The organism is Cohnella zeiphila, assembly GCF_014212055.1.
In the GTDB taxonomy this organism is placed as follows: Bacteria; Bacillota; Bacilli; order Paenibacillales; family Paenibacillaceae; genus Cohnella; species Cohnella zeiphila.
Genome location: NZ_JACJVO010000020.1, coordinates 46877 through 60402, shown reverse-complemented (window position 1 = coordinate 60402; position 13526 = coordinate 46877). Strand labels below are relative to the sequence as shown.

Sequence of the window (13526 nt, the reverse complement as noted above, 5' to 3'; positions counted from 1 at the left end):
CAAAACATGTATTTTTGCAGGAATTTATCACCGAACCGTCGCGCTCTCCCGAAAAAGATGCAGATTTGCAGGTTTTGAGGCACGCCTTTCAGCCGTCTATGCGAGCCAAAGACTCTCGGCACCAGCTGCGCCTGCTCGACCCGCAGCGTCTCTCTCAATCTCCCGGCTATGGTTGTCATATTATTATAGGCAAACAAATAGACCGTCAGCAGCCTGCCTGACGGTCTATTTGTTTGCCTTACGAATGAACCCGGTGCGCCGCCGCCGTCGACCGGCCGACGACCAGTTCGGCGTCCAGCGTGATCTTGCCTGGGACGGACTGGCCTTCCCGCAGCTTCAGCACGCTTTCGTAGGCGAGCCGCCCCATCTCCTCCTGCTTCTGCCGAAGGTGCGTAAACGGGAACGCTTCGCTCCCCTCCGGGCAGTCGAAGCAAACGATCGACAGATCCTCCGGCACCTTCCGCCCGAGCTGCTGCGCCGCCCGGTTGGCCAGCAGAGCGATGTTGTATTCCATCGCGAAGATCGCCGTTATCTCCGGATGCTCCTGGAGGTGCCGCGCGATCTTGTCGATATCCTTTCCCTTGTTCTCCTCGGTGTACGCCATCGGAAGCGTCGACAGGATGTCCTCGATCCACAGCTCGCGGTCGACGACGATTCCTTTCTCCGCGTGGGCCTGCACGAACCCTTCGATCCGATCCTCGACCGCCGTCGTGTCCGTCGGCGGGGGCGTCAGCAGAGCGATATGCTTGTGGCCGAGCCCGAACAAGTATTCCGCGCCCTTCTTGGCGCCGGCCGCGTTATCCGAGCTGATCGAGCCCGCGGAGATCCCTTTCAGCTGGCGGTCCACCAGGACGAACGGGAACTTGTCGATGACCAGCTTCAAAATTTCCGCGTTAAAAAACTCGCCCTGCGCCGGGAAAATGATCAGCCCGTCCACGCCGAGCTCCAGCATGCCCCGAATCGCTTCTTCCTCGTACGAAGGAATGCCGAACGTCCGCCGCAGAATCAAGTAGCTGCCGTTCCGGCGAGACGCTTCCTCCATGCCGTAAATCAAGCCCGTGCCGTAGCTGTCGCCGAAGTCGGTCATCACGAGCCCGATCAGCAGCTTCTCGCCGCCGCGCCCGATGCGGGCTCCGTTCTTCGCGCCGGGAGCCGCCGCCGCGGCCGGAGGCTTCGCTGCCGGATCCGCCACGAAGGAGCCTCTTCCCGGCCTGCGGACGATCAGCCCTTCCTCGGCCAGCATCTCCAGCGCCTTCTTGCTCGTAATCCGGCTGACCCGATGAGCGTCGGCCAATTCCTTCTCCGAAGGCACCCGATCCCCGACGCCGTAACGGCCGGAACGGATCTCCTCTCTAAGCGCTTCGAATATTCTCTCATACATCGGTGCCGACAACGCGTTCCGCCCCTTCCGATCCTTCTCTTCTTATACATAACAATATATCATGGTATATATAAGATGGAAAGCAGGACCGGGACGAACGCTTGTCTTTAGACAAACTCGAACAGGAGCGAGACCGTCCATTGCAGCGGAACCGGAACCTTCGGAACGAAGTCGATCGCATACCAAGCCGTTTCCCGCCCGAGATGGGCCCGGTACGTGCGGCGTTCGATCCGGGGTTCGAGCAGGCTTCCGTCGAACCGGATGTTCAAGACGCGGTCTCCCGTACCCCGCAGCAGCACGCCGTCTTCCGTCAGCTCGGGCGCAAGCAGCGAGACGATCCGCTCGACCGCTTCGCCCGGCGCCTTCGCAAACCGGAATTCGTCCGTAACTTCGAGCGAAGGCCGTTCGCCCTTCCGCCAGACAAAGCCGCGGACAAGCGATTCCAGCTGCGGCACGCGGTAAGCCGACGCCATCTGGAACCGGAAGCGGTCCTCTTCCTCGCCGACGGAAGCTTCCAGCACGCGGGCGGCGCTCTCTTCGCCTTCCGCCTGGAACGTCCCGTCCACGACCGGAACCGTATGCCCCTGCGAGCCGTTGCAGTCGTATTCGTAGCGGCCCTCGCCGAAATACGTTTTCGTGTATTCCCCGCTGCCGAGGTCGGCGACGAACGTCTCCCCGTCTGCCAGCAGCAGGAATTGGCCGATGTCGTTATGGTTGTGCGACTCGGCGTTGTGCCCGGCCTTGGCGGCGAAGCCGAACGCCCCCGCCGGCGAGAGATGCCGGGAAACCATCCACTGCGCGTCGGGCAAGTAGTAATCGGCCGCCGGCCAGTCCGCGCCGCCAAGCCCGGGATTCAGCCAGAGCAGATTGCGGAACGCGTGCGCCCAGCGGCTGCAATGGTCGTCCGTGAACGCCGCCCGCTGCCGAAGCGGCGGCACTTCCGTCCCGGGATAGCGTCCGGCGAGATAATGGGTCAGGCCCGGTTGGAAACGCGCGCGCGGCGACGAGTCCGAGAAGTTGGCGACCCGGTCCCCGCCGAGATACGCTTTCTGCTGGAATTGGGCGATATGCCGCACCTTCTCCCCGCCGAACAGGTCGATCTCTCCTCCCGTCCGCTTGCCGAGCAGGTCCGCATAATAGACATAGTAGCCGAAGCCGTACGTCCAATAGTTCAGCCCTTCGGGACAAGCTCCGTCTTCGCCGTAGCCTTCGAGGAAGCAATCCAGGCTGCGGAACGTCCGCCGGGCGATCTGCGCCAGCCGATCCGGGTCCCGGACGGAGAGCAGCGCCGCCGAGCCGACCGAACCGGCGCATACGGCGGACCAGTTGTTCCGCATCGACTCCCAATGGAACGACTCCCGGGTCGTAAACGGCCCGAACAGCCGTATCTCCAGCTCCCGCTCCACCCTTTCCCTCACCAGCCGGGGCAGCCGATCCCCGAGCAGCAGCGAGATCTCGGCCAGCGCAAACCCGGTCTCCGCCGAGAACAGATCGATCGTCTCGCGGATCTGCGCATCGGTACCGGGCACGTGAGCCGGCACGCACCACGTGTATTCGCCGCAGATCGCCCAGACGATGTCGATCAGCTCTTCCAGGTAGCCGGGCTCGTCCGGCTCCGTCATGGACAGCAGGGCGAACGTGTTCAGCCTTCTTCGGCGCTCGAAGTAGGCTTGCTCGTATTCCCGCCGCGAGCCGCGCTCGACGTAAATCGTGAACAGCGAGTACTTCAGCTCCGGGATCGGCGTGCCCCGAAGCCGTCTGCCTTCTTCGCGGACCTCTTCCAGCATGTCCGCGTATCCGGGCTCCCGCAGCGCCCGCCGCCAGAATCCGGCCGCGTCCCCGCCGGGATAATACCACCCGAGATCCGCCGGCGCTCCTTGCGCCAGCGCTTCCTTTACCTTTACCAGCTCCACGCGTTCTCCTCCCTCATCGCCGCTTCATACCGACCTCTTCCATTGTAACGAATGCCGGCGGACGAGCGTTAGGCAAATCTTAACCTATTGCCGGTTCGTACAGCCCGAACTCCTCCGGTTGAAACCATCTTCCCGCTTTTCGGGGAACAGAGAGGATTTTCCAGCTTCGTATGGAATTACATATCTTGTTGTCCCGGAGCAGGCTCATTCTCGACGAACGGAGTGGGTAACCCCCCAAAAAATCGGGTGAAATCCTCAATCGAGCGCAAGGGAGGCAAGTGATGGATATCATTACGCCGCAACTGCTGTTCCATGGCACGATCGACAGCTTCGTGCCGTCCTTCCGCCGTAAGCTGCTACGCCCCGACCGCTGGCGTCCCGGACGCGACTTCGGAGAAGGCCTCTACACGACCATATCCGCCGCGCAGGCGCGGAAATGGGCGACGAAGGTGGCCCGAGACCAGGTCGGAGACGCCCGTCCTTGCGTGCTGGAGATCGAGATGGTCACCGTTCCGTCCGAATACGAGCCCGTCGTTTTTCTAAGCGAATCTCTCGCATGGGCCGGCTTTATCCTGAAGCATCGGATGACGGAGAACAAGGGCGTGGACCCCTGCGCCCGGCATCCGGACATCGTCATCGGCCCGATGGCGGACAGCGACACTGGCAAGATTGTGTCGGAGTGTGTAAAATTAGAAAGAGACGAAGCATGGTTCTATGATCAGATTACGCGATCTTCCCGGGGTAGACGGTTGGATTCCTTGAGTCTCGGGAATCAGGTCGTCTTCGCATCCGAAAAGTGGGAGCAGTCGCTTCGGCTGATCGGGTACTATATCCATAGGGGAGGAAGGTGGATCTATCATGAAAACGCAAATACGGCTGAATCTATATGAGCGCGGAATCGTCGAAGCGCTGGAAGAAAGGTTCGGCTACTCGGCGGAAGAAGCGCGCCAGCTGACCGTCCAGTACATTGGCGTCATTCGCAAGCTCGGCGGCTACGACACCCGGTTCGACCACGCGGAGAGATTGGATCTCGCCAGGAAGCAAGGCTACACGCCGGAGCAGTGGCTGGAGAAGATCCGGCTGCTCGACGCGGAAGAGGCCAAGGACGAAGGTATTCCCCACCTGGAAGGGCCTTACGAGAGCGTACGGTAAAACCGCATTCGGAGAAAGCCGCCCGGCAGCGCGAGCCGGGCGGCTTCTTTGTCGCAGCCTGGCAGCAGCACAGCCGCCCTCCGTTCCCCTGCTCCCGATACTCCATCGGCGTCATGTCGGAGTGACTGCCGTTCCTTACACCCGATACTCCGTCGCCGCCGCCTCGGAGTGACGGCCGTACCCTACCCTCGATACTCATCGCCGCCGCCTCGGCCTGTCGGCCGTCCTCTACCCCCGATACTCCATCGGCGTCACGCCGGCGTGGGCTTTGAACGTTTTGATAAAATAGCTTTGGTTGTCGTAACCAAGCTGCTCGCAGATCTCTCCCACGGAGCAGGACGTCTGGTCGAGCAGCTCCTTCGCGCGCTCCATCTTCAGCCTGGTGACGTATTCGATGAAGGTGACGCCCAGCTCCTTCTTGAACAGGCGGCTGAAGTAGCTCGCGTTCAGATGCAGATGGTCGGCCACCTCTTCCAGCGAGATTCGGCGGCCCAGGTTCAGCGAGACGAACTTGCACGCCTCCCGCACGTCGGTTCGCTTGCCCGCGGCCGCTCCCGCCGCCCCTTGCGGCTGAACGGCCACCTGCAGATGCTCGATCAGCCAAGTCCTCAGCTCGCTAAGCGAATCGATCCCGCCGATCTCCTTGTGCAGCGTGTCGGCGGAACGGCCGGCGCCCATAAACGGAAGCGAATGCAGCTTCAGCCGCAGATCGAGCAGCAGCTTCAGCGTCCAGTCCTTCACCGCTTCCGGCGCGTATTCCTCCCGGCGGATATGCGAGATCCAGGCGTCCGCAGTCTTCGCCGCCTCCTCGGCAGACTTGCCGACCAACGCTTCCCTCAGCTCGGTGCTCGCCTGATCGTAGTGGGCGAACAAGTCGTCGCCCGACGGCTTCCAGGGCCGCATCGCCGCGATGTCCCCCTCCTGCATGTAGAACCGCCGGCCTTCGCCGCCGAGCAGGTCCGCGAGCTGCGGCTTGAGGCTTCCGGGAGCGTCGCAGCCCGTTCCGAGCAGGAACGACATCCGAATCTTCAGCACTCTTCGCAGCGTATCCCGGACCGACGTCAAAACGTCCCTCGCCTCGTCGTATACGTTCGTTTTCAGCCCCGGCTTATACCCGAAAAGGAGAAGCGATCGTCTGGCGTCGTATCCGACGTGAACCACCTGCCGTCCCAGCCCGGCGAGCACTTCGTCCATCACGTTGCCGATCGCGAACCGGAGCGTCTGGTCGGAGTTGAACCGGTGCCGAAGCTGCGGGTACCCTTCGATAAACCCGACGGCCGGCAGACACGCCTCCCCGTCCGCCAGAATGCCGAACGCGCCCGCTTCTTCCCGCCACTTCGCGGGGGACAGCAGCGGCTGGTCGACGAAGCTGCGCCAGAACCGCTCCTTCCGCAGCTCCCGCGTCTCGTTCGCGATCGCCTGCAGCCGCGAATGCTCCCAGTCCGACTGCCGCTCCTCGTCCAGGACGGCCTTGAACCGCCCGAGCAGCTTGACCAGGTCGTCCGGATCGAGCGCGTCCTTGAGCAAGTACTCCTGCACGTTCAGCCTCATCGCCTGCCGCGCGTACTGGAACTCGTCATGGCAGGAGAGAATGACCGTCCGCAGGTTCGGCTTGCGTTCCTTGAGACGGGCGGTCAGCTCCAAGCCGTCCATCTTCGGCATGCCGATGTCGGTCACGAGCAGGTCCGGCATGTCGCCCTGCGCCTGCCGCCAGGCGCTCTCCCCGTTCTCGTGGACGCCGATGAGCCGGAAGCCGAGCCCCTCCCAATCGATCCCTTCGGACAGCAGCTCGATGACCGGATAATCGTCGTCCGCCAGCATCGCCTTATACATCGCGCTCCCCCTCCTTGCGAGGAATAAACATTCTGACGATCGTCCCTTTCCCCGCCTCGCTGTCCACGTCCATCCGGAATCCGTCGCCGAACACCATCCGCATCCGCTCCAGCACGTTGCGCAGGCCGATGCCGGAGAAGCTGCCCCTTGCCTCCTCTTCCTCCCGGCCGTCCGGCGGCGTCTCCCCCGCTTGCAGCTTCCGCCGCAACGCCGCGAGCGCTTCCGGCTCCATGCCGCCTCCGTCGTCCTCCACCGTCAGCAGCAGATAAAGCCGGCTTATCTCCGCCCGAACGGCGATCGTTCCCGCCCGCTGCTTCAGTCCGTGGATCAGCGCGTTCTCGACGACCGGCTGCAGGAAAAACCTCGGCACCTTCATCAGGAACGCTTCCGAGACGATATCCAGCTCCAGCCATGCGGCCTCCTTGTGCCGCAGGTTCATCAGCTCCACATAGCTGGCGAGCAGGTCCAGCTCCTCGTGCAGCGTGATTTCGTCCTCTTCCTTGCTGATGGTCATCCGAAGCAGCTTCGACAAAGAGCTGATCATCTTCGCGCTGTCCGGATCTCCCCGCCGCAGCACTTTCATCCGGATGGAATTGAGCACGTTGAACAGGAAGTGCGGATGAATCTGGGCCTGCAGCATCCTCAGCTCGGCCTTGCGCTTGCGCGCTTGGGTAATCGATACTTCCGCGATCATCTCCTGAACCCGGTCGAGCATCTGATCGAACAGGAAGCCGAGCCGGCCGATCTCGTCCGGGCCGCGAATGCCGGAGCGGACGGCGAGATTGCCGCGCTGCACCGCCGTCGTGATCTTCCCGAGCCGCGCCAGCGGCTGGGTGAACGCCCTAAGCAGCGCCAGCAGCAGCAGGAGAAAGACGACGAACGAACCGATCTGGAACACGAACACGCGGTTGAAAATCGAAGTGATATCGACGATCGCTTCCTTGTAGGGCTGCACCAGAACGAGGGTCCAGTCGTTGATGGCGATCGGACGCCGAACGACGAGAACCTTCTCGCCGCCGATCGTACGGATAGGGGAAGCGTCGCTTAAGAAATCGTTCTCCGGAGCGTCCGACGCCGGCTGCCCGATCCGCGACGGGTCCCGGTCGGACACGATTTTCCCGTCGCCGTCCACCAGCATCAGCTCCTGCCCCGCGTTCAGCCGGCCGAAGATCGAGCTGATCTCGTCCTCGAAAAAAGTGACGACGATATAGCCGTATATCTCGTTGTCCTTGCGCAGCGTGCGCCCGACCGAGAGCTGATAGGCATGGTTCAGCTTGTCGAGGCGGAACGCCGTCGGCTCCGCGCCGGCCCAGTACGACTGGAAGCCCTGCAGCGTCTGAAGCCGGCCGAACCACGGCTCGCTCCTTAAGGATAAAGGATCGAACTCCTCGATCGAATAATTGGTGAAATATTGGCCGTTATCGAGCAGGACGGTGACGTAGCTTTTCTCTCCCAGCACGGTCAGACTGTCCAGCTGCTCCAAAATATGCTTTTTCTCGGTAAACCGGGCATAGGGATCGCTCTCGTCGGCTTGGCCCGCTTCCAGCACCTTGAAATAAGCGTTCATGCTCGAATTGACCTGAATGTAGTTGGCGACGTTCAGCATGCTCTTCATCAGATTCGTCACCGAGTCGTGGACGAGCTGCAGCGAATCCTCCGCGTTCGAGACGGCTTGCCTCCGAACCGCCTGCTGCGTAAGAGCGTTGTAAACGACGAGCGTGATGAACGCGGGAACGAGAATGCAGACGACGGACGCCGCCATCAGCTTGTGGCGCACCGACCGGAGCGCGAACATCTCCTTGAAGCGATTCATCGAAGCCGTTCCCCCATGCCCTTGCAAATAGGAAAAAAAAGGGGCGACGCGCCGCCCCTGTTGCTTTTCCATTATAGCAGATGCCGCTTATTTCTTGTTCGAATCGATGATTTGCTGCGTGCGCTGCTGCGCGTTTTTGATCGTCGTGTCGATGTCCTGATTGCCGAGAATGAGCTTCTCGTACTCCTCGTTGATCGCCTTGTACACTTCGGCCTGATACGAGGCCGGCGGGATGATCTCCGATGCCTTGGACACGGACAGCGTATCGACGAGCGACTTCTTGTCGACCAGCTCCGGATTTTTGGTGCCGCTCAGGATCGTGTCGATGATAGGGGCGAGCTGATCGCTCTTGACCTCGTTCCAGGAAGGAACGTTCTTGCCTTGGACGAGCTGTCCCTCCGTCGTGTACCAGCGGACGAAGTCGTACGCCTCCTGCTTATGCTTGGAGGTGTTCGCCACGGCCACGTAGTCCGTCGTGACCGGCGTGTATCCGGCCGGATCGCCGGCGTCGTTCTTCGGAAACGGAGCGACGGCGACATGGAACGTCAGCGGAACCTGATCCGTTCCTCCGATCTCCGTGTTCATCCAGCTTCCGATCGTGATCATGCTGGCCGACTGGTTGAAAAATTGCGTACGATAGTTCAGCTTCTGCGAGATCATGTCCTCGTAAGGAACGGACGACTTGTCCTCCTTCTCCATCTTCACGCGGAGCTCCAGCGTCTTCTTGAAGTTCGGATCGTCCAGGTTGGACGTGCCGTCCGCCTTCAGGAAATCGGAGTTCTTCGGCTGATTCTCCATCTCCAGCTTCAGAAACTCCATCCAGCCGCCGCCCTGAGGGCCATGGAAGTACGTGCCGTAGCGCTTGCTCGCCCCTTCGCCCTTCGTCAGCTTTTTCGCGTAATCCGCGTAATCGTCCCAAGTCCAGTCCGTCGGAACGGCCAGCCCCGCTTCGTCCAGATGGTCCTTGTTCAGCATTACGTACCACGGGTTGAACTTGCCCGGCAGCGCATACACTTTGCCGTTCAGATGCGTGTCGACCTTGTAATCGGTCTCCTCCCGGTAGCCGTCCTTGGCGATAAAATCGTCCAGCGGCGCCGCCATTCCGAGGGACACGCGCTGCGCGTAGCCGGCCGGATCGCTGAACATCAGAATGTCCATCTGCTCGGACGAAGCGGCGGCCAGATCGAGCTTCTTCGAAGCTTCCTGCGTATCTCCCTTGTCGCTCAGTTGCACCAGCTCGATCGTAATGCCGGGGTGGGACTGTTCGTACGACGCCAGCGTTTTCGTCCAATTATACTGCTCTTCGGTGCCGTACGTATAAAGCCGCAGGTTGACTTTCTCGCCGGAACCGGCGGACGGAGAACCGCCGGCGCTCGCCGGGGAACTTGCGCCGCTTGCGGTCGAGCCGGCGCTTCCGCTCGGCGAAGCCGCGTTGCCGCCCGAATCGTTCGAGCCTCCGCAGCCGGCCAGAAGCCCCATCATCATGACGCCGGCCACCGCGCCGGACACTGCTTTTTTGTTCATCGTCGGACCCTCCTCAAAGTGGCGTTACCCGATGCACCCTCATTATAAGACCGTCCACATTTTTACTCATGAAACAATATTTACTTTTTATTAATTATTTTTACTATTTGGGATCGCTTTCGCTATCCCTTCACGCCGCCCAGCGCGATCCCTTCGATGACGCTTTTCTGGCCGATCACGAACACGATGAACAGCGGCAGGATGGCGGATACGGCGGCGGCCATGATGAGCGAGTAGAACTCCCCGCTGACCGACGTGAACTTCTGCATGGCGAGCGGCAGCGTGAACAGCTTATCCGTGCGCAGGAAGATCAGCGGATTCTGATAGTCGTTCCAGGTCCAGATAAAGCGCAGGATCGCGTAGGTCGCGACCGCCGGCTTGACGAGCGGCAAACCGATCGACCGGAAGATCCGGAAATGCCCGGCGCCGTCGATCTTGGCCGATTCGATGTAGTCCTGGGACACGCCCATGAAAAACTGGCGAAGCATGAACGTGCCGAGCACGCTGAAGCTGCTGAGGATGATCAGGCCGAGATGGCTGTCGAACAGGCCGATGTTGCGGTACAGAATGAACTGCGGCACGAGAATCGCCTGGCTCGGAATCATGTAGGTGGCCAGCACGATCATGAACAGCCATTTGCCGGCTTTGAACCGTACCTTGGAGAAGCCGTAAGCGGCCAGGCTCGACACCGTGGCGGAGATCAGCGTCGTGACGACGCTCACTTTGATCGAATTCCAGTAGTACCGGTAAAACGGATACTTCCCGTTCCATACTTCCTTGTAGTTCTCTATGGCGTGCCAGTGACGCGGAATCCACTGGATCGGATAGACGAACACGTCGCTCTCCGCTTTGAAGGACGTGACGAGCATCCAGATGAACGGCAGCAGGAACAGGACGCTGAGCGCCAGCATAATCGCGGTAACGAGCCCCCGGCGCCAGTCGAACCTTCGGGTGAGTGGCATGATTTGTTCTCCTTTCGCGGCGACTAAAAAGTCCGGTGAATATTGGCTCAAAAGCGGCATCGTTCTGGAGAAACGAAGTGGTCGTTTTTGTCGCCGGATTCCTTCCCTGCTACGGGGTTCCAATTCCAAGGAATCTGGCGACAACTGCGATCGGAAGAATGATGCCGCTGATAAAGAGCCATCCTTTTTCACCGGTCTTTAATAGTTCACCCACTTCTTCTGGATGCCCCACTGGGCGAAGGTGATCAGCAGCACGAAGAGGAACAGCACCGCCGCCACCGAGGAAGCGTACCCGATCTTCAGATTCGTGAACGCCTGGTCGTACAAATACCAGACCATCAGGCTGGTCGAGCCGATCGGGCCGCCCTGCGTCGTGACCGCGATGACATCGAACACCTTGAACGTCGAGATGATGCCGGTGACGAGCAGAAAGAAGGAAGTCGGGGACAGCATCGGGAACGTGATCCGCGCGAACTTCGTCCACGCGTTCGCTCCGTCGATGTCCGCGGCCTCGTACAAATCGCGGGGAATCGACTGCAGGCCGGCGATGTAGATGATCAGGTTGAAGCCGATCGAGATCCAGACCGTGATCATCATAATCGAGGCCAGCGCGTAATGCGGATCCGCCAGCCACTTCGGCGGATGGGAGAAGCCGATCGTCTTCAGCACCTCGTTGATCGGGCCGTACGAAGGCTGGAACAGCACCTGCCAGACGACCGCAACCGCGACGATGTTGGAGATATACGGCATGAAGTACGCGACCTTGAAGTACCCTTTCAGGTAAACGTAGCGGTCGATCAGCACCGCCAGCGCCATCGAGACGATCATGTATACGGGCACCGCGAGCAGAAACAGCAGGTTGTTGCGAATCGTCCGGATGAAAAGGGAATCCTGAAACAGCTTGTGGAAATTGTCGAAGCCGATCCACTTGATCCCGTTCCAGCCTTGGACGAAATTCCAGTCGGCGAAGCTGAGCGCCAACGTCGCGACGATCGGCACCAGCACGAGAACGAATACGCCGACGAGCATGGGACTGACGAACAATAGCCCCGCGAGCGTCTCTCCCCGCCCCAAGGAACCGCCCGAACGCCGGGCGGCGGTCCGGACCTGCGCGCCGGACTCCGGAATGGCCGCTTGTCTTGTCATGGGAACACCTCAACTTGTTATGCGTCGTGGTCCCATTATAAAAAAAATACCGTCAATGGATTTGACGGTATTTTGATCATATTCGCGCTAATTTTGACTTTGTGCCGTACCGTTATTTTACGCTTCGTACTTCGCGAACGACACCGGCTCGCCGCCGACGAGAGCCCGGAAGCTTCCGTCCGGTCCGGCGGACAGCTCAAGCTCCGCGTCTGCGGCCAAGCTGCGGTAGACGACGCCCGCGGCGTCCGGCGCGAACGTCGGCGCATGCTCCCGCATGACGGCGGCGAACTCCGCCAGGCTGCCGATGCAGAGCCGCTCCGCTTCCGCTGCCCCGATCGCTTCGACGGCGACGGCGAACGGGCCGGCGGGGGCGATCGCCTTCCACCGGTCGGAGCGCTCCTCCAGCTCGACGGGCTGCGGCAGATGAACGGCGATGTAAGCCCGCTCCACCCGTCCGAAGAGCGCGTTCGGCTCCTGTAGCCATTCGCCCTTGGGCAGCATGCCGTGCACCGCCACCTCGTCGCCTTCCGGTACCGGGTACAGCGCGAGAACCGCATTCTGATGAAACATTACCTCGGCGATGTCGCTCTCATGGCGCGGATCTTCCTCCGCGTGAAGGGCTACCGGATGGAAGAAGAACGCCTGATTGATCGAAGACGAGTTGGTCAGCGGAAGCGATATGTCCCACCGATGCTGCTCGTTATCGGGCTCCCGGACCCGTTCCCAGACGCCGCCCGCCGCGTAATCTTCCGTAATGTACGCATAGCGGTGAATGACGGCGGGTTTCCCCTCCTGCCCGTCGGTTCGGGATCTTTTCCTCACCTCGGTCGGCATGCTCCGGTCCAGCGCGTTGCGCCTGACGTCCTCCGGAGCCTCGTAGAACAGGAATCCGGCGAATTCCGTGCGCGGCATGTCGACGGGCAGCGGGAAGTCTCCGAACTGGACGTAGTCGAACAGCACGTTGGCGTCTTGCGGCACGTCGTGCGGCCAGGCTTGGGCGTGCGGTCCGACCCATGCTCCCTTCAGATAATACAGCGACCGCTCATGCCACAAGTAGTCGAGCATGTCGCCGAGGTCGCGGTTGACGTCCACGTCGTCGATCAGCTCCCAGGCGGCCGTGAACGCCTGAATCCAGTGCCAGAACCACGGCAGGGCGCCGTATTCCGCCATCCCGTTCTCCCGGACGTGGCGAAGCATGCGCACGAGGCTGCGATGGCCGTCCTCGACCAGCGCGTAATCGCGGAACATCTGGCCGAAGATAAGCTTGGCGGCCGTATATTTGGCGTCATGGTGGGTGAAGCCCGGCTCTTCCTTTTCGTAGAACCGGCTGCGGTAAATATGCTCGAACGCCGCCTCGAACGCCGCCTGCAGCGGCGGGCTCATCGAGTCCCGGTGGTCGCGGTAGAAGAACGCCATCAGGCTCCCCATCAGCTCGACCGGAAGCGCGCTCGGCTTCGCCTGTTTCGGAACCGGGTCCAGATACAGCGGCCAGTGCCCGTACGTTTCGCTCTCCGGATCGCGATCCTGCAGTTTCAGCACCTTGAGCAGCATCTGCGACGAGGAAGCCAGCGTGACTTCCTTGTCGAAGGGAACCGGACAGCCCGGATCCGCCGACGCCGCGAACAGATAAGCCGCATAATAAAAATTGTCCCGGATGTCGTGGTGAAACCATAACCCGCTGCTCATCACGGGCTGCTGCTGTGCCTGAAGCGCCACCCGGCGCACGATCTCCTGCTGTCTTTGCTCGAATGAACTCATTAGCATTCGCCTTTCTTTGCGGACTTGGCATTGATCGATCTATA

At 61.0% G+C, this 13526-nt stretch carries 10 protein-coding genes; 2 read left to right on the top strand and 8 right to left on the bottom strand.

Annotated features, from left to right (window positions below; translation table 11 throughout):
* Nucleotides 1-238: 238 nt before the first annotated feature.
* Nucleotides 239-1393 (bottom strand): GntR family transcriptional regulator, encoded by a 1155-nt coding sequence (locus H7C18_RS16070; RefSeq protein WP_337913588.1) that lies wholly within the window; start codon nt 1391-1393, stop codon nt 239-241.
* A 95-nt stretch (nt 1394-1488) separates the two neighbouring features.
* The gene (locus H7C18_RS16065) at nt 1489-3294 is read right to left on the bottom strand and encodes a heparinase II/III domain-containing protein (protein ID WP_337913587.1); all 1806 of its coding nucleotides are present in this window, start codon (nt 3292-3294) and stop codon (nt 1489-1491) included.
* Nucleotides 3295-3575: 281 nt separating this feature from the next.
* Between H7C18_RS16065 and H7C18_RS16060 the strand changes: the two genes are divergently transcribed.
* A complete protein-coding gene (locus tag H7C18_RS16060) occupies nt 3576-4184 on the top strand; it encodes a DUF3990 domain-containing protein (protein ID WP_185130105.1) in 609 nt (202 codons plus the stop codon).
* The gene (locus H7C18_RS16055; RefSeq protein WP_185130104.1) at nt 4153-4446 is read left to right on the top strand and encodes a hypothetical protein; all 294 of its coding nucleotides are present in this window, start codon (nt 4153-4155) and stop codon (nt 4444-4446) included. Before H7C18_RS16060 ends, H7C18_RS16055 begins: the two co-directional genes overlap by 32 nt.
* Nucleotides 4447-4674: 228 nt before the next feature.
* Here the strand turns inward: H7C18_RS16055 and H7C18_RS16050 are convergent, their stop codons facing one another.
* The 6 genes from H7C18_RS16050 to H7C18_RS16025 form a co-directional block, all read right to left on the bottom strand.
* The gene (locus H7C18_RS16050; protein ID WP_185130103.1) at nt 4675-6279 is read right to left on the bottom strand and encodes a response regulator transcription factor; all 1605 of its coding nucleotides are present in this window, start codon (nt 6277-6279) and stop codon (nt 4675-4677) included.
* Complete coding sequence (locus H7C18_RS16045) at nt 6272-8092, bottom strand: cache domain-containing sensor histidine kinase (protein WP_185130102.1); 1821 nt, start codon at nt 8090-8092, stop codon at nt 6272-6274. The genes H7C18_RS16050 and H7C18_RS16045 overlap by 8 nt, the downstream gene beginning before the upstream one ends.
* Before the next feature lie 87 nt (nt 8093-8179).
* Nucleotides 8180-9616 (bottom strand): ABC transporter substrate-binding protein, encoded by a 1437-nt coding sequence (locus H7C18_RS16040; protein ID WP_185130101.1) that lies wholly within the window; start codon nt 9614-9616, stop codon nt 8180-8182.
* Between the two features lie 122 nt (nt 9617-9738).
* Nucleotides 9739-10578 carry a carbohydrate ABC transporter permease gene (locus H7C18_RS16035; protein ID WP_185130100.1) on the bottom strand — a complete coding sequence of 280 codons (840 nt, stop codon included), beginning with the start codon at nt 10576-10578 and terminating at the stop codon, nt 9739-9741.
* Nucleotides 10579-10776: 198 nt separating this feature from the next.
* Nucleotides 10777-11724 carry a carbohydrate ABC transporter permease gene (locus tag H7C18_RS16030; RefSeq protein ID WP_185130099.1) on the bottom strand — a complete coding sequence of 316 codons (948 nt, stop codon included), beginning with the start codon at nt 11722-11724 and terminating at the stop codon, nt 10777-10779.
* A gap of 117 nt (nt 11725-11841) precedes the next feature.
* Nucleotides 11842-13482, bottom strand: a complete 1641-nt coding sequence (locus tag H7C18_RS16025; protein WP_185130098.1) for a hypothetical protein — start codon at nt 13480-13482, stop codon at nt 11842-11844.
* Nucleotides 13483-13526 lie beyond the last annotated feature (44 nt).

Bases quoted from the DNA above. Each gene is read 5' to 3' on its own strand.
- H7C18_RS16035 (WP_185130100.1), bottom strand. From the start codon at position 10,578: ATGCCACTCACCCGAAGGTTCGACTGGCGCCGGGGGCTCGTTACCGCG.
- H7C18_RS16025 (WP_185130098.1), bottom strand. From the start codon at position 13,482: ATGAGTTCATTCGAGCAAAGACAGCAGGAGATCGTGCGCCGGGTGGCG.
- H7C18_RS16030 (WP_185130099.1), bottom strand. From the start codon at position 11,724: ATGACAAGACAAGCGGCCATTCCGGAGTCCGGCGCGCAGGTCCGGACC.
- H7C18_RS16040 (WP_185130101.1), bottom strand. From the start codon at position 9,616: ATGAACAAAAAAGCAGTGTCCGGCGCGGTGGCCGGCGTCATGATGATG.
- H7C18_RS16055 (WP_185130104.1), top strand. From the start codon at position 4,153: ATGAAAACGCAAATACGGCTGAATCTATATGAGCGCGGAATCGTCGAA.
- H7C18_RS16060 (WP_185130105.1), top strand. From the start codon at position 3,576: ATGGATATCATTACGCCGCAACTGCTGTTCCATGGCACGATCGACAGC.
- H7C18_RS16050 (WP_185130103.1), bottom strand. From the start codon at position 6,279: ATGTATAAGGCGATGCTGGCGGACGACGATTATCCGGTCATCGAGCTG.
- H7C18_RS16045 (WP_185130102.1), bottom strand. From the start codon at position 8,092: ATGAATCGCTTCAAGGAGATGTTCGCGCTCCGGTCGGTGCGCCACAAG.